The organism is Pacificispira sp. HM-600, from assembly GCF_977993705.1.
On record NZ_OZ388079.1, the window covers coordinates 2,477,721 to 2,495,437 of the forward strand.

13 protein-coding genes are annotated in these 17,717 nt (G+C 69.5%); 9 read left to right on the forward strand and 4 right to left on the reverse strand.

The window, feature by feature from the left end; genetic code table 11:
• The first annotated feature begins 2 nt into the window (after window positions 1-2).
• The 6 genes from treY (at window position 3) to ACXZ1E_RS11920 (ending at window position 9,963) form a co-directional block, all read left to right on the forward strand.
• Window positions 3-2,387, forward strand: coding sequence for a malto-oligosyltrehalose synthase (gene treY / locus ACXZ1E_RS11895; protein ID WP_458040700.1), 2,385 nt, complete (start codon window positions 3-5; stop codon window positions 2,385-2,387).
• A gap of 80 nt (window positions 2,388-2,467) precedes the next feature.
• Complete coding sequence (locus tag ACXZ1E_RS11900; RefSeq protein ID WP_458040701.1) at window positions 2,468-3,334, forward strand: urea amidolyase associated protein UAAP1; 867 nt, start codon at window positions 2,468-2,470, stop codon at window positions 3,332-3,334.
• A gap of 15 nt (window positions 3,335-3,349) precedes the next feature.
• Window positions 3,350-4,048 (forward strand): urea amidolyase associated protein UAAP2, encoded by a 699-nt coding sequence (locus ACXZ1E_RS11905; protein ID WP_458040702.1) that lies wholly within the window; start codon window positions 3,350-3,352, stop codon window positions 4,046-4,048.
• A 50-nt stretch (window positions 4,049-4,098) separates the two neighbouring features.
• On the forward strand, window positions 4,099-7,689 hold the full coding sequence (gene uca / locus ACXZ1E_RS11910) for an urea carboxylase (RefSeq protein ID WP_458040703.1): 3,591 nt from the start codon (window positions 4,099-4,101) through the stop codon (window positions 7,687-7,689).
• Window positions 7,686-9,365, forward strand: a complete 1,680-nt coding sequence (locus ACXZ1E_RS11915; protein WP_458040704.1) for an allophanate hydrolase — start codon at window positions 7,686-7,688, stop codon at window positions 9,363-9,365. The genes uca and ACXZ1E_RS11915 overlap by 4 nt, the downstream gene beginning before the upstream one ends.
• A gap of 4 nt (window positions 9,366-9,369) precedes the next feature.
• Window positions 9,370-9,963 (forward strand): TetR/AcrR family transcriptional regulator, encoded by a 594-nt coding sequence (locus ACXZ1E_RS11920; protein WP_458040705.1) that lies wholly within the window; start codon window positions 9,370-9,372, stop codon window positions 9,961-9,963.
• Window positions 9,964-9,997: 34 nt separating this feature from the next.
• On the opposite strand, the gene ACXZ1E_RS11925 is transcribed toward ACXZ1E_RS11920, so the two are convergent.
• The gene (locus ACXZ1E_RS11925) at window positions 9,998-11,539 is read right to left on the reverse strand and encodes a sodium:solute symporter family protein (RefSeq protein ID WP_458040706.1); all 1,542 of its coding nucleotides are present in this window, start codon (window positions 11,537-11,539) and stop codon (window positions 9,998-10,000) included.
• A 293-nt stretch (window positions 11,540-11,832) separates the two neighbouring features.
• Here ACXZ1E_RS11925 and treZ point away from each other — a divergent pair, with 293 nt between their 5' ends.
• Together treZ and ACXZ1E_RS11935 are read left to right on the forward strand one after the other, a co-directional pair.
• Window positions 11,833-13,575 carry a malto-oligosyltrehalose trehalohydrolase gene (gene treZ, locus ACXZ1E_RS11930; RefSeq protein WP_458040707.1) on the forward strand — a complete coding sequence of 581 codons (1,743 nt, stop codon included), beginning with the start codon at window positions 11,833-11,835 and terminating at the stop codon, window positions 13,573-13,575.
• A 159-nt stretch (window positions 13,576-13,734) separates the two neighbouring features.
• The gene (locus tag ACXZ1E_RS11935) at window positions 13,735-14,559 is read left to right on the forward strand and encodes a tryptophan-rich sensory protein (protein ID WP_458040708.1); all 825 of its coding nucleotides are present in this window, start codon (window positions 13,735-13,737) and stop codon (window positions 14,557-14,559) included.
• A gap of 27 nt (window positions 14,560-14,586) precedes the next feature.
• Here the strand turns inward: ACXZ1E_RS11935 and ACXZ1E_RS11940 are convergent, their stop codons facing one another.
• The 3 genes from ACXZ1E_RS11940 to ACXZ1E_RS11950 form a co-directional block, all read right to left on the reverse strand.
• Window positions 14,587-15,345: a glutamine amidotransferase-related protein gene (locus ACXZ1E_RS11940; RefSeq protein ID WP_458040709.1), complete on the reverse strand. Its 759-nt coding sequence runs from the start codon at window positions 15,343-15,345 to the stop codon at window positions 14,587-14,589.
• A gap of 28 nt (window positions 15,346-15,373) precedes the next feature.
• Window positions 15,374-16,105 (reverse strand): LysR family substrate-binding domain-containing protein, encoded by a 732-nt coding sequence (locus ACXZ1E_RS11945; RefSeq protein ID WP_458040710.1) that lies wholly within the window; start codon window positions 16,103-16,105, stop codon window positions 15,374-15,376.
• Window positions 16,106-16,168: 63 nt separating this feature from the next.
• Window positions 16,169-16,576 carry a transferase gene (locus ACXZ1E_RS11950; RefSeq protein ID WP_458040711.1) on the reverse strand — a complete coding sequence of 136 codons (408 nt, stop codon included), beginning with the start codon at window positions 16,574-16,576 and terminating at the stop codon, window positions 16,169-16,171.
• 291 nt (window positions 16,577-16,867) lie between these two features.
• Here ACXZ1E_RS11950 and ACXZ1E_RS11955 point away from each other — a divergent pair, with 291 nt between their 5' ends.
• Window positions 16,868-17,530: a YitT family protein gene (locus tag ACXZ1E_RS11955; RefSeq protein WP_458040712.1), complete on the forward strand. Its 663-nt coding sequence runs from the start codon at window positions 16,868-16,870 to the stop codon at window positions 17,528-17,530.
• The last annotated feature ends 187 nt before the right edge of the window (window positions 17,531-17,717 follow it).

Consider the following 17,717-nt stretch of genomic DNA (forward strand, 5'->3'; position numbering starts at 1 on the left):
GGATGACCGTGTCCACTCTCCGTCCCGTATCCACGTACCGTCTGCAGATCCGGCAGGCCTTCGACCTGGACGCCGCGGCGTCCGTCACGGCATATCTCCGTGACCTGGGCGTCGACTGGGCCTACCTGTCGCCGCTGCTGAAGGCCACGGAAGGGTCGGATCACGGCTACGACGTCGTCGATCCCAGCAGGGTCGACCCCGCCCGGGGCGGGGCGGAGGGGCTCGATCGGTTCGCCGCATCCGCTCGTGATGCGGGACTGGGGATTCTCGTCGACACGGTCCCCAACCACATGGGCGTCGCGGTTCCGTCGCAGAACCCGTGGTGGTGGGACCTTCTGACCTACGGGCGGGACTCGCGGTACGCCGAGGCGTTCGACGTCGACTGGGATTTCGGTGACGGGCGGGTGCGTGTTCCCGTGCTGGGCGGCGATCTCGACGAGATCATCGAGGCGGGGGAGCTGCGCATCGACGCGGATGCCTCGGACCACGCACCGCACGGCACGCTGCACTACTTCGATCATGTCTTCCCGCTCGCGCCCGACTCGGTCTACGACGACCAGCGCGACCGGCTCACCGAGACCGGTGTCGTGCGTGACGTCTTGTCGCGGCAGAACTACGAACTCATGTTCTGGCGACGCGAGGCCGCCGAGCTGAACTACCGCCGCTTCTTCGCAGTGACGACCCTGGCGGGCGTTCGCGTCGAGGTGCCGTGGGTATTCGACGAGTCTCACGCCGAGATCATCCGCTGGGTGAGAGGCGGCCTCGTGGACGGCATCCGCGTCGATCACCCGGATGGACTGCTCGATCCCGGTGCCTACCTCGACCGGCTGGCCGAGGCGACCGGCGGCCTCTACGTGCTCGTCGAGAAGATCCTCGAGCACGGCGAGACGCTTCCCAGCTGGTGGCGGACGGACGGCACGACCGGATACGACGCGCTCGCCGTGATCGACCGGGTGCTGATTGACCCCGCGGGCGAGGGCGCGCTGGACGCGATCGATTCCGCGGTCCGTGCCGAGGACGGCCTCGAACCGCAGGCGTCGTGGGGCGACCTCATCCACGACACCAAGCGCACGATCGCCGAGACGATCCAGGGCGCCGAGGTCGCACGCCTGGTGCGGCTGCTCGACGAACCCGTCACGGGAGCCGTCGACGCTATCGCAGAGTTGCTGGCCTGCTTCCCCGTCTACCGGTCGTATCTTCCCGCCGGTCGCGAGGCGTTCGAGGCCGCGGCGGAAGAGGCCATGCGCCGGCGTCCCGACCTCGCGGGCGCGTTCGACCGGGTTTTGCCGCAGTTGGCGGATGCCTCGCTCGAGGTGGCACGCCGGTTCCAGCAGACGACCGGGCCCGTCATGGCCAAGGGCGTCGAAGACACCGCGTTCTATCGCGCCTCGCGCCTCGGAACCCTGACCGAGGTCGGCGCCGACCCGTCCGAGTTCGCGCTCGACGTGGCCGGCTTCCATGCCGCACAGGCGACGCGTGAGGCATCCTGGCCCGCCGCGATGACGACCCTGTCGACGCACGACACCAAGCGCGGCGAGGATGTTCGTGCCCGCCTGTCGGTGCTCTCGGAGCTCCCCGCACGGTGGCTCGAGTCGCTCACGAAGCTCCGCGCCATCGCCTCCACCGAGCACGGCGGCTTCGACAACCTGCTCTGGCAGGCCATCGTCGGTGCCTGGCCCGCTTCGCGCGAGCGCCTGCACGCGTACGCCGAGAAGGCGGCCCGCGAGGCTTCCGAGTCGACCGGCTGGTGGGACCAGGACGAGGCCTTCGAGGCCCGGATGCACGCGCTGGTGGACGCCGCGTTCGACAGCGCCGAGGCATCCGCGATCCTCGAGGCACTCGTCGCCGAAGTCGCGCCCTACGGGTGGTCGAACTCGCTCTCGGCGAAGCTGCTGCAGCTCACCGCGCCCGGTGTGCCCGACGTCTACCAGGGGTCGGAGCTGTGGGAGACGAGCCTCGTCGACCCCGACAACCGCCGTGCGGTGGACTTCGGTGCACGCGCCGAGATGCTCGCCGGGATCGACGCCGGGTTCGAGGCGGGCGAGGTGCCGGCGGTGGATGCCTCGGGTGCCGCAAAACTGCTCGTGACCTCCCGTGCGCTCCGCACGCGCCGCTACCGCCCGGAGCTCTTCACGCGTTACACGCCCCTGACGTTCGTTGGGCCCGCCGCTCAGCACGCGATCGGGTTCGATCGCGGCGGTATTCAGACCGTCGCGACCCGGCTGCCGGTTGGGCTGGAGGCTCTCGGCGGGTGGCAGGATACGGTCCTGCTGCGTCCCTCGGTGCCCGCGATCGACCTGTTGTCCGGGCGCCGTTACGAGGGTGGCGAGGTGCCGCTCGCGGCGCTGCTCGAGACGTACCCGGTCGCGCTGCTCGCCAACGAGTAGCCGCGGGCGGTCACCCCGAAACGTGGGCGAAACGTTGATCTGATTCCATTTCTATCAATCGATAGAAATGGAGTCCGATCGTGGCGAGCGACAGTACCGGGCTGGACAACAGGGGCCGAAGCGTTGCGCTCCGCAGCGTGGAGCAGGCGCGAGAGGATGCGCGGGCCCGGGCGACGCAGTCGCAGTGGATGCCCCATCTTCCCGCGAGCACGACGCCCACCCCGCCCGAGGGGATCGACCCGGCGACGCTGCTGTGGTCCGAGACCGTGGCGTCGGGCGGCTACACGCACCTGCGGGTGGCGCGGGGCACACGCATCCGTCTCGAGGATCCCGAAGGGGATGCCTCGGCGAGTGTCGTTCTCTTCAACGCTCTGCACACCGGCGAGCGGTTGAATGTCGCCGACACCCAGAAGATCCCCTGGCAGGCGTACCTCGGCGCCGAGCATCCGCTGCTCTCGGGCGACGGGCGAGTGCTCGCGACGATCGTCGAAGACACCTCCGGCCACCATGACGCGTTCTGCGGGGCATCCGGCGATGCCTGGAATGTCCACAAGTACGGCGACGCGACGCCCGAGGGCCCGACGCCGTCGGGCCACGCGCTGCTGCGCATGGCGGGCTCGAAGCACGGGCTCGACCGGCGCGACATCCCCCCGGCCGTGTCGTTCTTCCAGGGCGTGCACGTCGCGCCCGACGGCACGCTCGATTGGCGTGGATCGGCGGGGCCGGGCACCTACGTCGACCTGCTGGCCGAGCTGCCGCTGATCGTGCTGATCGCGAATGCGCCCCACCCGCGCGATCCCCGGCCCGACTACGTCACCTCGCCGCTGCGCGTGCACGCCTGGGCCGAGCGAGCGAGCGCCGAGGGTGATGCGCACGTCGACGCGACACCCGAACGCACGCGCGCCTACCGCAACTCGATCGCCTACGCCGCCCTCGCGGGTCTGTAGAAAGGACGCACCGACATGGCCGACAGCACCGTACTCACGACCGTTCCGCCCCGGCCCGTCTACGCCGAGGGCAGCCTGCTCGACTGGTCCGAGCCGTTCGTTCCCGGCGAGATCGTGGTCGATGATGTCATCGCACCCCGGGCATCCTGGTCCTCCATTGTGCGCGCCGGTGAGGTCTTCACGCTCGTGGATGTCGGAGGCAACCAGTCCGGCGACTGCCTGATCTTCGCCCTCGATGACACGTCCGAGCGCTACAGCGTTCCGGATACGCTCGCGTGGCAGGGCAACGCGTACGTGAACACCGGCACCGCGCTGCGCTCAAACCTCGGGCAGCGGCTCATGACCGTCGTCGGCAACGAGATCGACCGCCAGGACACGATCGGCGGCGCCTGCAGCAAGGAATCCAACACCCTGCGCTACGGCCACCACACCGCCTACCAGCACGCGTGCCGCGAGAACTTCCTCTACGAGGGCGCGAAGTGGGGGCTTGGTGCACGGGATCTCGTGTCGAACCTGAACTGGTTCATGAACGTCCCGGTCGAGCAGGATGGGGCGCTCGGGATCGTCGACGGGATGTCCGCTCCCGGCCGCCGCGTCGCCTGCCGGGCCGAGAAGGACGTCATCGTCGTGATCTCGAACTGCCCGCAGATGAACAACCCCTGCAACGACTTCAACGTCACGCCACTACGGGCCATCGTCACCCAGCCCGCCTGATCCAGCCCGCCTGATCCAGCCTGCCGCCTGTACCAGCCCGAAGGTTTCTCGTGTCTTTCGATACCCTGCTCATCGCGAACCGCGGCGAGATCGCGCGCCGCATCATCCGCTCCGCGAAGGAACTCGGGCTGCGCACCGTCGCCGTCTACTCGGACGCCGACCGGGCCGCGCCGCACGTGCGCGAGGCCGACGTCGCCGTGCGTCTGGGCCCTGCGCCGGCCGCGGAGTCGTACCTGCGTGCCGAGGCGATCATCGCCGCGGCCCTCGAGCACGGGGCCGGGGCGATCCATCCGGGCTACGGCTTTCTGTCCGAGAACGTCGAGGCGGCTCGCGCGGCCGAGGCGGCGGGGCTCGTCTGGATCGGCCCGACGCCCGAGCAGATCGAGACGTTCGGGCTCAAGCACACCGCCCGCGAGCACGCCGAGGCCGCGGGCGTGCCGATGCTCGCCGGAACCGGCTTGCTGTCCTCCGCCGAAGAGGCGGTTTCTGAGGCCGAGCGCATCGGCCTGCCCGTCATGCTCAAAGCGACCGGCGGCGGCGGCGGGATCGGGATGCGGGTCTGTTCGAGCGCCGACGAGGTGCACGAGGGCTACGAGGCCGTCGCTGCGATCGCCGCGCGCAGCTTCGGCGCGGGTGGGGTGTTTCTCGAACGTCTGGTCACGCACGCGCGCCATGTCGAGGTGCAGGTCTTCGGCGACGGTGAGGGGCGGGTCGCGGTGTTCGGCGATCGCGACTGCTCGCTGCAGCGCCGCAACCAGAAGGTGATCGAGGAGGCCCCGGCCCCGAACCTCCCCGATGCCGTCCGGCGACAGATGCACGACGCCGCGCGTCGGCTCGCGGCATCCGTCAACTATCGCTCCGCGGGAACGGTGGAGTTCATCTACGACCCGGTGCGCGAAGAAGCCGCGTTCCTCGAGGTCAACACGCGCCTGCAGGTCGAGCATCCCGTCACCGAGGCCGTGTTCGGCATCGACCTCGTCGCCCTGATGCTGACCCTCGGGCGCGGTGGCGCCGCCGCGATCGACGATGCCGTGTTCGAAACCGAGCACGTGCCGCGCGGCCACGCCTTCGAGGCCCGCGTCTACGCCGAGGACCCCGCGCGCGGGTTCGCGCCCTCGCCGGGACTCGTGACCAACGCGTCGTTCCCCGCGGGCGACGGCATCCGCGTCGACGCCTGGATCGAGACAGGGCTCGAGGTCACGCCCGATTACGACCCCATGCTCGCCAAGGTCATCGTGCACGCGGACGACCGCGACGCGGCGCTCGACCTGCTCGGCGAGGCCCTTGCCGAAACCCGCATCGATGGCATCGTCACGGGGGTCGGGATGCTCGAGGCCCTGTGCCACGATCCGGTCGTGCGAGCCGTGGCGCACGACACCGGCACCCTCGGAGACCCGGACGACCCGCGCCCCCGCATCGACGTCCTGGTCCCGGGCCTCATGACGACCGTGCAGGACCTGCCCGGTCGCGTCGGGCTCTGGAACGTCGGCGTGCCGCCGTCGGGGCCGATGGACCCCGTGTCGTTCCGCGAGGCGAACCTGGCCGTGGGAAACGATGCGGATGTCCCGGCGCTCGAGATCACGATGTCGGGACCGCGTCTGCGCTTCTCGGCCGCGGCCGTCGTGTGCGTCGCGGGTGCCGACGTGCCCGTGACGATCGATGGCCGTGCGGTAGCTCCGTGGGAGCCGTTCGAGGTTCCCGCCGGCGGGGTCGTGGCGGTCGGCGCGACGACCCTCGGCATGCGCGCCTACCTCGCCGTGCGCGGCGGGTTCGACGTGCCGTCGTACCTCGGCAGCGCCTCGACCTTCACGCTCGGGGGGTTCGGGGGACATGGCGGTCGCGCCCTGATCGCCGGGGACGTCCTGCGGCCGGGGACGAGCGAGGGGCTCTCCGTTCCGGCGGCGACTCCGATCGAGCGACGCCCCCGCCTGACACACGAATGGGTGATCGGGGTGCTGGAGGGGCCGCACGCGGCTCCGGAGTTCTTCACCCGCGCAGACATCGACGAGCTGTACCGGGCGGTCTACGAGGTGGATGTGCAGTCGGCGCGCACGGGTGTGCGACTGCGCGGACCGAAGCCGACGTGGGCCCGGGAGGACGGGGGAGAGGCGGGCCTGCATCCCTCCAACATCCACGACACCCCGTACGCCGTCGGCTCGCTCGACTTCACGGGAGACACCCCGATCATCCTCGGGCTCGACGGCCCGAGCCTCGGGGGATTCGTCTGCCCCGCGGTCGTCGCCAGCGGTGAGTTCTGGAAGGTCGGGCAGCTGCGCCCCGGCGACACGGTGCGCTTCGCCGCCATCCGCGAGCAGGACGCGCTCGCCTTCGCGGCACCGCTCGCGCCGGGCGCCGAGGGCGGAGACGGGGACGACGGCATCCTCGCCCGCCGCGCGCCGATCACGGACGGCGACGACGTGCTCGCCCCCGCCGTGACCTACCGACGGGACGGCGACGCGAACATCCTCGTCGAGTACGGCGAGAACATCCTCGATCTCGGGCTGCGGATGCGTGTGCACGCGCTCGAAGAGGCGGTGCTGGCGCGAGGGATAGCGGGCGTCCGGGATGTGACCCCCGGCATCCGTTCGCTGCAGATCCAGACCGATCCGCGGGTGATTCGCGCGTCGCAGTTGCTCGGCGACCTGCAGGCGATCGAGGCCGCCCTGCCCGCGACGCGCGAGCTGACCGTGCCCTCGCGGATCGTCCACCTGCCCCTCTCGTGGGATGACCCGGCCACCCAGCTGGCGATCGACCGGTACATGTCGAGCGTTCGCGACGACGCCCCGTGGACGCCCTCGAACATCGAGTTCATCCGTCGTGTGAACGGGCTCGACAGCGTCGACGACGTCAAGCGCATCGTCTTCGAGGCCGACTACCTGGTGTTGGGCCTCGGAGACGTCTACCTCGGGGCGCCGGTTGCCACCCCGGTCGATCCCCGTCACCGGCTCGTGACGACGAAGTACAACCCGGCCCGCACCTGGACGGCCGAGAATTCGGTCGGAATCGGCGGCGCCTACATGTGCATCTACGGCATGGAGGGCCCGGGCGGCTACCAGTTCGTCGGCCGCACGGTGCAGATCTGGAATCGCTTCCGACGCGGCGGGCTGTTCGATCAGAACCCCTGGGCGCTCCGGCCCTTCGACCGCATCACGTGGTACCCGGTGTCGGCGGAGGAACTGCTCGACCTGCGCGCCGAAGTGGATGCCGGGCGCGGCGACTTTCGGACCGAAGAGGGCCGCTTCTCGCTCGCCGAATACGAGCAGTTCCTTGCGGTCGAGGCCGACTCGATCGAGGCATTCCGCACGACCCAGCAGGCCGCGTTCGCGGCCGAGAAGGATGCGTGGCGCGCATCGGGCGAGTTCGAGCGCACCTACGACGCACCTCCCGCCCCGGCCGCCGACATCGTCGTGCCCGAGGGGTGCGAAGCCGTGACGGCTCCGTTCGCGGCGAGCGTCTGGCGCGTCGATGTGGAGCCCGGGTCCCGTGTGGCAGCGGATGGCCGTCTCGTCGTTCTGGAGGCGATGAAGATGGAGTCGCCCGTCCTGTCCCCGGTGGCGGGTCGTGTCGCCGCCGTCTATGTCTCACCCGGCGAGCGTGTTGCCGCTGGTCAGGTTCTCGTAGCAGTGGAGGTTGTGTCATGAGCGCCGTTCTCAAGGTTCAGCAGGCGTACGAGCGGATCGCGGCTGCCGACCGGCCCGAGGTCTGGATCGCCCTGCGCGACGAGTCCGAGGTGCTCACGGAGGCCCGCGACCTCGACGCGCGCGTCGCCGCGGGCGAGCACCTGCCGTTGGCGGGCGTGCTCGTGGCGGTCAAGGACAACATCGACGTCGCGAGGCTCGCGACGACCGCCGGATGCCCCGCCTTCGCGTTCGCCCCCGAGGTCGACGCGCCGTCCGTGGCCCGGCTGCGCGCCGCGGGTGCGATCGTGCTCGGCAAGACCAACCTCGACCAGTTCGCAACCGGTCTGGTCGGTACGCGCAGTCCCCATGGCGCCGTCCGCAACGCCTGGCAGCCCGACCGCATCTCGGGAGGATCGAGCTCGGGATCAGCCGTCGCGGTCGCCCTGAGTTTCGTCGACATCGCCCTGGGCACCGACACCGCCGGCTCGGGTCGCGTGCCCGCGGCGCTGAACGGCATCTTCGGCATCAAACCGAGCGTCGGGCTCGTGCCGACGACGGGCGTGGTGCCGGCCTGCTGGTCGATCGATGTCGTCACCGTGTTCGCGCGCGACCTCGGGCTCGGACGCCTGGCAGCCGAGACCATGGAGGGCGCGGACGGGATCGACCCCCTCATCCGGGTTGCCGATGCCCTGCCGGGTCTCGAGCCCGCGCCCCGCGTCGCCATCCCGACCGCCGAGCACCTCGAAGGGCTGGCGCCCGGTTGGGCCGAGGCGTTCCGCGGTGTCGTCGAACGGCTTGCGGCGTCGGGCGTCGAGATCGTGGAGGTCGACATCGCGCCCCTGCTCGAGGCCGCCACGCTGCTCTACGGCGGTGCCTTCGTCGCGGAACGCACCGCGGCCGTGGGCGACTTCATCCGTGAGAACGCCGATCTGATCGGGGGAGACATCGACCCGACGGTCGCGACGATCGTCGGCGGCGGCGAGCGGTTCACCGCGGTCGACGCCTTCCGTGACCGCGAGCGCCTGCGTCGCCTGGGACTTGCGGGAGCGCGCCTGCTCGAGGGCACCGCGGCGCTCCTGACCCCGACGACCACCTGGCACCCCACGCTCGCCGAGGTCGCGGCCGACCCGATCGGCGCGAACGCCCGCATGGGCCGCTACACGAACTTCGCCAACCTTCTCGACTACGCCTCGCTCGCCGTCCCCGCGGGCACGGTCGACGGGTTCCCGTTCGGCGTCATGCTCACCGCTCCGGCCTTCACCGACCGGCGCCTGGCCGAGCTGGCACGGCGGATCGTGGACTCCGAGATCGACATCCTGGTCGTGGGTGCACACCTCACGGGGCAGCCACTCAATCACCAGCTCATCGCGGCTGGCGGGCGCTTCTCGCGCAGCGTGCGCACGGCGCCCTCGTATCGTCTGCACGCGCTGCCGACCGTGCCGCCCAAGCCGGGCCTGCGTCGCGTGGAGACGGACGGTGCCGCCATCGCGGGCGAGGTGTGGACGCTCCCGGCGCACGGTTTCGGCTCGTTCGTCGCGGCGCTGCCGCAACCCATGACGATCGGCCGGGTCACGCTCGAGGACGGATCGGCCGTGGCCGGATTCCTCGCCGAGCCCGTCGCGTTCGAGGATGCGCCGGACATCAGCGCGCACGGCGGATGGCTGGCCTACCTCGGGCGGGATCAGAGCGCAGAATAGAGGGATGACGACGTCGATGCCGGGCCGTCCTCGCCTCCAGCCGGGCGAGCCGGGCGTCGAGTCCCGCCAGCAGCTCGTCGACGCCGCCGCATCCCTCTTCGCCGAACGCGGGTACGCCGCCACCAGCACAAGACGGATAGCCGAGCGAGCCGGCATGCGGCAGGCCAGCATGTACTACTACTTCGCGGGCAAGGAAGAGATCCTGCTCGAGCTGCTGCAGGCATCCATCGCCCCGACCCTCGATCGCGCGGCCGAATACCTCGCTGAGCCGGATGCCCGCCGGGCGCTTCACGCGCTCGCCCGCGCCGACGTCGAGACGTTGCTCGCCGAACCGCACAACATCGGCACGATGTACCTCTCACCCGAGATCGCTGGCGAGGCCTTCGCACCGTTCCGCGCGGCCCGCGACGAACTCATCGGGATCTACGGCGAGCTCGCGACGCGCATCAGCCCGGGGGCCGACGCCCAGTTTCTCGGCACGTGCTGCATCCAGTTGGTCGATGTCGTCGTGCGATTCCGCCAGGAGGGCGCGGTACCCGACGATCTGCCCGACCGCATCGCGGCGGCCTGCCTGCGCCTGGTCGAGAACGCCAGCTGAGGCAGACCGCCACGGGTCGTGGGTCTGGTCGTGATCAGGCCCGCACGGGATCGTCGGATGCAGCGCCCGTTGTCTCCACCGCCTCGCTCAGGACGTCGCTCTGCTCCAGACGCAGCGCCTCGACGGCGTCGCGTTCGTCGCCGAGTTCGGCCTCGGTCCGCGGTGATACCCAGGAGACGAGGAAGAACACCGACAGGCTCACGGCGAAGGCGATGAGCGTCGCCCACCCGTCGATGCTCGTGTCGAACATCGTGTTCGGGACGTAGAAGATGTTGTTCTCGAGCCCGTAGAGCGTGGGCTGAACGCCGAGCAGTGCGATCCGCACCACCAGACCGACGGCGGCCGAGATGAACAGGGCGTTCCGACCCGGCCGGTTCCAGAAGATGCCGACCACGAACGGGCCCGCCAGGCAGGCGAGCATCAGGTCGAAGGCCAGGGTCAACAGGATCGCCGTCTGGCTGGTCTGGATCGCGAGCAGTGAACCGATGATCACGACCGGGAACATGGCGACGCGCGTCCAGCGCAGCAGCGGGTCGCGCTCGGCGTCCGCCGGGCGACGCACGCGGAAAATGTTGCGCACCGTCACGGCCGAGGTCGCCAGGATCGCGCCGGACGCGGTGGAGAACGAAGCCGCGACAATGCCCGAGAGCACCAAGATCGACAGCAGAGGCGGAGCCCAGCCATCCAGCAGCTGATAGAGCACCGGTCCATCGGCGGCGGTGAGACCGAGAGCAGCGGATGCCGTCAGTGCCACGAGCGCGAAGATGATGCCGACGCCGGCGGTGAGGGCGGCGGCGCTCAGGCACGCGCGGCGCGCGACCTGGGGGTTCCGTGCGCCGAAGACGCGCTGCATGAAGTCGATCGCGACGATGTCGCCGATGCCGAGGGCGATCAGGGTGGCCCAGTTGATCGGGGCGCCGAACTCGGCGCTGGTCAGCTGCTCGAAGTCGAACGGCCCCATGCCCTCGGGGATGATGATGCCGAAGCTGAGGGCCGTCCAGATCAGCAGCCCGATCGAGGCAACGACCGTGATCGTGGTCTGGATGGCGCCCGTGTAGGCGTCCGAGACGAGCCCTCCGGCGATCGTGTATGACAGCACGAGCACGACCGCGATGATGACGCCCCAGGCGTAGGGGATGCGGGCGAAGCGCTCCATGAGGTATCCGCAGGCGACGAGGTTGCCGGCGAGCAGGATCGTGAAGGCGATCACCATGATGACGCTCGCGAAGACCTCGTTCGTGCGTCCGTAGCGGATGCGGAAGTAGTCGCCGAGCGTGAAGAGCTTCATCGCGTTGAGGGGCTTCGCGAGGAACAGACCCACGAGGGTCAGGCAGATCGCGAGGCCGAGGGCGAGAGAAGCGCCCGACCAGAATCCGAAGTCGGCCGTCAGGTCGGTGTTGCCGACGGTGGCGTTCGCGTCGACGGCCGCGGCCGTGAGCGACGCCGCCACGAGCGGTACGCCCAGGCGCCGACCCGCGACGAGGAAGTTCGCACTATCGCCGTCTATTCGCCTGGCCACGACGATTCCCACGATGAGAATCACGAGCACGGTCAGTGCGACTCCGAAGATGATCATGGCGACTCCCTGGTGAGAACGTTGCGGTGAGGTTGAGGGGTTTCTATCGGGCGATAGAAACCCATGTTGTCGACGCAAACCGCCCCGCGATTTTCCGGGATGTATCGATCTCGTGAAATATCGCCCGTGAGGTCGCGAACGGACGCAACACGCCGTGTCTACGCGGGCCGTGCGGCGTGTTGCGTCCGTTCGAAGGGCCTGGGCGCGCCCTGCGGCCTTCGCGGTTGCTACCGACAGGGGACGGACGCGTCAAGAGGTGGGCGGGCGGCCGTTCCGGATGACAGGCTGGGAACATGAGCATCGAGGTTTGGGCACCGAACGCACGCCAGGTCCGACTCCGTCGAGGGGACGCGACGGAGCTCGAGCTGGAACGCGCCGCGGACGGTTGGTGGTCGGGCGATGTCGTTCTCGCCGACGCCGAGGAATACGGGTTCGTCATCGACGACGGGGCGCCCCGCCCGGATCCGCGCTCGAAGCGCCAACCGCGGGGTGTGCACGAGGCATCCGCACACATCGATCTGGCCGACTTCGCCTGGACCGACGCTGACTGGACGGGTCGCCAACTGGCGGGCGGGATCATCTACGAACTCCACGTCGGAACTTTCACGCCCGAGGGGACACTGGATGCTGCAATCGAGCGGTTCCCTCACCTGTTCGAACTCGGCGTGACCCACGTCGAACTGCTGCCCGTCAACGGCTTCAACGGCGTGCACAACTGGGGGTACGACGGGGTGCTCTGGTACACCGTCCACGAGGCGTACGGCGGACCGCGCGCCTACCAGCGCTTCGTCGACGCCGCCCACGCCGCGGGTCTTGCGGTCATCCAGGACGTCGTCTACAACCATCTCGGGCCGAGCGGCAACTACCTGCCCGAGTTCGGGCCGTACCTGCGCTCGGGCGAGCGCAACACCTGGGGCGACTCCGTCAACCTCGACGAACCCGCCGTGCGGTCCTACATCGTCGACAATGCCCTGATGTGGCTGCGCGAGTACCACGTCGATGGTCTGCGCCTGGATGCCGTGCACGCGCTGCTCGACAACAGCGATCGGCACATCCTGCAGGAACTGGCTGAGGCATCCGATGCCCTCTCGGCACATCTCGGTCGACCGCTGACGCTCATCGCCGAGTCGGACATGAACGACCCGAAGCTCATCCTGCCGCGCGAAGCCGGGGGCTACGGCCTCACAGCGCAGTGGAGCGACGATTGGCACCATGCCACACACGTCGCCGTCACCGGCGAGACCGTCGGGTATTACGCAGACTTCGGCGAGCTGGACGCGCTGCCGAAGGTGTGGACCGAGGGGTTCTTCCACAACGGCACCTACTCGTCGTTCCGCGAGCGGGAGCACGGCTTCCCGATCCCGGCCGAGGTACCGACGTGGCGCCTCGTGACGTTCGCGCAGGACCACGACCAGATCGGCAACCGCGCCGCCGGCGACCGCCTCTCGCAGTCGCTGTCCTACGGCCGCCTGGCCGCGACCGCCGTGCTGACCCTGACGACCCCCGGCACCCCCATGCTCTTCATGGGCGAGGAGTGGGGCGCCACAACACCGTGGCAGTTCTTCACCTCGCACCCCGAGCCCGAGCTCGGCGAGGCGACGGCGAAGGGCCGGCTCGAGGAGTTCACCCGTATGGGGTGGGACGAGTCCGTCGTGCCGAACCCGCAGGACCCCGAGACCTTCGAGCGGTCGAAGCTCGACTGGGCCGAGGCATCCGCGGGTGATCACGCCCGTCTGCTGCAGCTCTACCGCGACCTCGCAGCACTGCGCAGAGAGTGGCCCGAGCTCACCGACCCGTCGTTCGCGGCGCTGCGCGCCGAATCGGCGGAAGGCGCTTCAGGCGAGGTCGGGGCGCGCGCCTTCGCGCTCGGACGCGGCGATCTGTCGGTGCTCGTGAATCTCACGGACGAGGCCGTGTCGTGGGACGTTGCGCCCGGGCGCGTCATCCTGCTGGCGACCGACGCCACGGCGCTCGTCGCCGACGGCGAGGCCGTCGTGCCGAGCGAGGCCGCCGTGATCGTCGGTCCGCTCCGCTGAGGCGCTCGGAGCGCTCACAATTCAGTCCGTGCGTGGCAGGGGGTCGACCCGACCCCCTGTTTTCCGGGCGCTGCCGCCAGCCGTGACACGGGGCGGACTGAATTGTCAACCGTTCGTCCCCGCCGTGTCTCGCCGCTGGGCCCGGCATAGGGTGAGGGCATGACCATTCCCGGACAGCCGGCCCAGGCGCAGAGCCTCGATCTCGTGCGCCAGGTCGTCGTGATCTCTGCGCTCGTGTTCATGCTCATCGCCGCGATGGTGGGCGTCGGGGTTTTCGGTGGCACACCGATCGCCGAGGCACAGGGAGGCGCGCTCGCCGCGGACGCGACCCTGCTTGCGCCGGCCACCCCCGCGTTCTCGATCTGGTCGGTCATCTACACAGGTCTTGCGGCCTACACGGTCTGGCAGGCCCTGCCCGCGCATCGCGCCTCGATGCGTCAACGCGCGATGGGCTGGTGGATTGCGCTGACCATGGTGCTGAACGGTCTCTGGATCGTCACAGTGCAGGTGCTCACGCTCTGGGGTACGACGCTGGCGATCTTCGTGCTGCTGGCCGCACTGTGCATCACCTTCCAGCGAGCCGTGGTGACGCGGATGCCTCGCGGCGGCATAACCGACTCGCTCCTGGTCGACGGGGTCACCGGCCTGCATCTCGGCTGGGTCGCCGTCGCTTCCGTGGCCAACGTCGCGGCCTGGCTGACCGCCATCGGTCCGACCGACTGGGCGGACCATGCGGAGGCTTGGGGCATCGCCGTCATCGTCGTCGTCGCGGTCATCGGTCTCGCGATCGCCTGGGCGAGCGGATGGCGCGTCGCGCCCGGCCTCGCCCTCGGGTGGGGACTCGTCTGGATCGCCGTCGGGCGCCTGGCCGACCAGCCGCGCAGCGAGGCGATCGGCATCGCCGCCATCGTGGCGGCTGTCGCCGTCGCCGGAACGCCCCTCGCCGTCGCGGGACTCCGGGCGCTGCGCCCGCAGGGCGACTGACCTTTCGGGGCGGGCGAGCCGCGGCCGTCAGACCAGGCGTGCCGCGAATGCGCGGACGATGCGCGCTGGCTCGCTGACCGACGCGGCGAGCACGCGAGCGGCAATCTCATCGAACGCGCGGGCATCGAAGTATCCGTCGTCGCGGTAGACGACCATCCGCTCGGTGAACGCGCGGCCGGTCGGTTCGGGATGGAACTGCGTCGCGTACAGGGTGCTGCCGACCCGGTACGCCTGCACGGGACAGACATCATTGGTGGCGAGAAGTTCGGCGCCCGGCGGCGGCGTGGCCGCTCCCTCTTTATGCGCCGTGAGGGCGGAGAAGCGCGTGGGTAGCATCCCGAAGAGCGGGTCCTGCGCGCCTGTCTCGGTGAGGGTGATGGTCGCGGGCCCCGTGTCTTCGGGGTAGGCCCGGGTGACGTCACCACCCAGCATGCGTGTCACGATGCCAATGCCGTAACAGGTAAAGAGCCCCGACGTGACACCGGATGCCGCGGCACCCGCGATCCGTTCGAGGTCCGCCTCGAGACGGCGCTGCACGTCGGTCTTCGTGCCCGTGGGGTCGGCGACGTTGAACGGACTGCCGCCCACGAGAAATCCCGCGTACGTGTCGAGAGCATCGGCCGGCAACGGTTCGCGCACGAGATCATGGGCGTGCAGCTGGTCCTCGTCGAGGTGCGCGGCCTCGCGGAACGAGCGATATTCTCCCTCGGCGGCACCGGCCTGGGGACGCACGCACAGGTACAGCAGTGGTCGGGCGCCATCGGTCCCCGTGCCGGCATAGGTCATGTTGCCCGAGTGTAATCGGCGGGCACGGTCAACTCCGCGACGAGCGAGCGGTGCGGCCCCGAACGATACCGACCAGCGCCTCGATCGCGGGGCTCGTGCTCTCGGTGAGCCATGCCAGGGCGACGGCGGACGTCGGGGCACCCGCGAGCGGTCGGTGCGTCACGTCGCGGCGCCGGTGCAAGCGCACGAGCGACAGGGGCAGGATCACGATGCCCACGCCCGCGGCAACCGTCTCCAACGCGTCGGCCGTGGTCGCGAGCTGCGGCCCGCGAGCCGGCACGACACCCGGAATGCCGAGTGGGCCCAGCACATCGTCCGCGGGAACGAAAAGGATCTCGCCCGCGAGGTCGTCGAACGCCAGCTCTTCCGCGGCACCGAGCGACGAATCGGTGCCGAACGCCACGACCGTCGTTTCTTCGTAGAGGGGAATGACGTGCAACCCATCGGGCTCGACCGGGAGACGGACCAACGCGGCATCGATCTCACCGTCACGGAGCGCCTGCTCCTGATTCGCTGCCTCGATCGAAACGAGTTCGAGAGGCACATCGGGCAGGCGTTCCCGCCAACGATCAACCCAGATGCCGGGTGCCGCACCCGGGAACACACCGAGACGAAGCGGCCCGACGAGAACGGGCCCGGACGGCTCTGCGGCCGGAGGGGCGGGCTTCGAGCGTGCCGTCTTCTTCGGTGTCGCGGCGCGAATGGATGCCGCACGCACAGGACGGCGCGGGCGTCTCGGACTCCCGCCACCCTTCGCCATCCGGCCAGCGTAGCCCGCGCTGGGGTGTCTCATGCGGCTGAGCGCAGCCCGCGCTTGTGTGTCTTACGCCGCCAAGCGCAAACCGCGCTTGTCGGTGGCGATGATCTGGCCGTTCGCCACGATTTCGTCGTCACGGATCTTGGCACCGCCTGCGATGCGCGCGCGGTCACCCACGGTCGCCCGGACGCCGATGCGTGCACCGGAACCGACCGCTGCCCCCGAGCCGATGTGCGCGTGCTCCTCGATGATGGCGTCGGGGCCGATGACGGCGTCCGTCTCGATCCACGCACCACGGAGCACACGAGCTCCGGCGGCAACCTGTGCGCCGGGTTCGACGTATGCGCCCGCTTCGATCAGCGCGCTCGCGTGTACCTTCGCGCCGTGCGCGATCAGCCCGCGACCATTGACGTGCTTGCGGTAGCGGAGGATCTCTCCGTTATCGCGTTCGATGTCCACGTAGTTCTTGCCCACGATTCCCTCCCGCGGCGGTAAATAAAGCCGAAGTCACCGGTTGTAACTCATTCGTAGGCATGGGTATTCCGGATGGGTCGTTTCTGAACTTTTCTGCGCGAAAGTGCCCGTTCTGATCCTCGAGGGTGCCCGTTCTGTCCCGCGAGGCGGCTCCCCGCTGTGACAACGGGCACTCTCGCGCGTGGAAACGGGCACTCTCGCGCTCCAACTGAAGGGGGAGTCGAGTTTGCGAAGATGAGTGCGGACGGATGACCCCTCCTGTCCATATCCACGAACCTCACGAAGGACCCCGTGACACACGCACACGACACCCCCTCCGACGGCGACGCCGCCACGACCGACCCGGTCTTCGGTGCTCCGGCCCTGGCGCACACCGTGCCCGAAGACATCCTGGGTTTGCTGACGGGAACGTTCACCGCGTCGCTCGGGCTGCACTTGCTGCAGTCCAGCGGCGCGGTCACGGGCGGCACCGCCGGCGTTGCCCTGCTGCTCGACTACGCGACGTCGCTGCCCTTCTGGGTGCTCTTCGCGATCGTCAACCTCCCGTTCGCGGTGCTCGCGCTCTGGAAGAAGGGGCTGGACTTCACGGTTCGGACGGCCGTGTCGATCGGTCTCGTGTCGGCGTTCTCGGTGCTGCACAACCTGGCGTTCCCCATCCCGCAGATCGATCCCGTCTACGGCACCTTCGGGGGCAACCTGCTCGTCGGGATCGGACTGCTCATCCTCTTCCGGCATCGTGCGAGCCTCGGGGGCATCACGATCATCGCGCTGATCGTCCAAGAGCGGTGGGGATTCCGTGCGGGTTGGGTGCAGATGATTTTCGATGTCGCGATCATCGTCGCCGCTCTCTGGGTCGTGCCGTGGCCGCTCGTGTTGCTCTCGGCCGCCGGGGCAGTGCTGCTGAGCCTGGTGCTCGCGCTCAATCACCGGCCCGGGCGATACGTCGGACACTGACCTAGCAGGCCGGGCCTACCGATCATGTGTCGGTGTCGATTGCCCCATGAGAATCGCATATCGTCTCGACCATTCGCGGTGGTAGCGAGGCCTGATCTCCCCGGCTCCCGCCTCGATGAGCGCGGGATAGAAGGATGTGAGCCCGTCCCAGTCGTCGCCGGACGAGTTCTGACCGTTGTGCGCAGAG

What these genes read in the sequence shown, in the direction of transcription:
- ACXZ1E_RS11945 (WP_458040710.1), bottom strand. Translation starts at nt 16,105, where the DNA reads ATGGCGAAGGGTGGCGGGAGTCCGAGACGCCCGCGCCGTCCTGTGCGT.
- ACXZ1E_RS11915 (WP_458040704.1), top strand. Translation starts at nt 7,686, where the DNA reads ATGAGCGCCGTTCTCAAGGTTCAGCAGGCGTACGAGCGGATCGCGGCT.
- ACXZ1E_RS11935 (WP_458040708.1), top strand. Translation starts at nt 13,735, where the DNA reads ATGACCATTCCCGGACAGCCGGCCCAGGCGCAGAGCCTCGATCTCGTG.
- treZ (WP_458040707.1), top strand. Translation starts at nt 11,833, where the DNA reads ATGAGCATCGAGGTTTGGGCACCGAACGCACGCCAGGTCCGACTCCGT.
- treY (WP_458040700.1), top strand. Translation starts at nt 3, where the DNA reads ATGACCGTGTCCACTCTCCGTCCCGTATCCACGTACCGTCTGCAGATC.
- ACXZ1E_RS11905 (WP_458040702.1), top strand. Translation starts at nt 3,350, where the DNA reads ATGGCCGACAGCACCGTACTCACGACCGTTCCGCCCCGGCCCGTCTAC.
- ACXZ1E_RS11920 (WP_458040705.1), top strand. Translation starts at nt 9,370, where the DNA reads ATGACGACGTCGATGCCGGGCCGTCCTCGCCTCCAGCCGGGCGAGCCG.
- ACXZ1E_RS11940 (WP_458040709.1), bottom strand. Translation starts at nt 15,345, where the DNA reads ATGACCTATGCCGGCACGGGGACCGATGGCGCCCGACCACTGCTGTAC.
- ACXZ1E_RS11925 (WP_458040706.1), bottom strand. Translation starts at nt 11,539, where the DNA reads ATGATCATCTTCGGAGTCGCACTGACCGTGCTCGTGATTCTCATCGTG.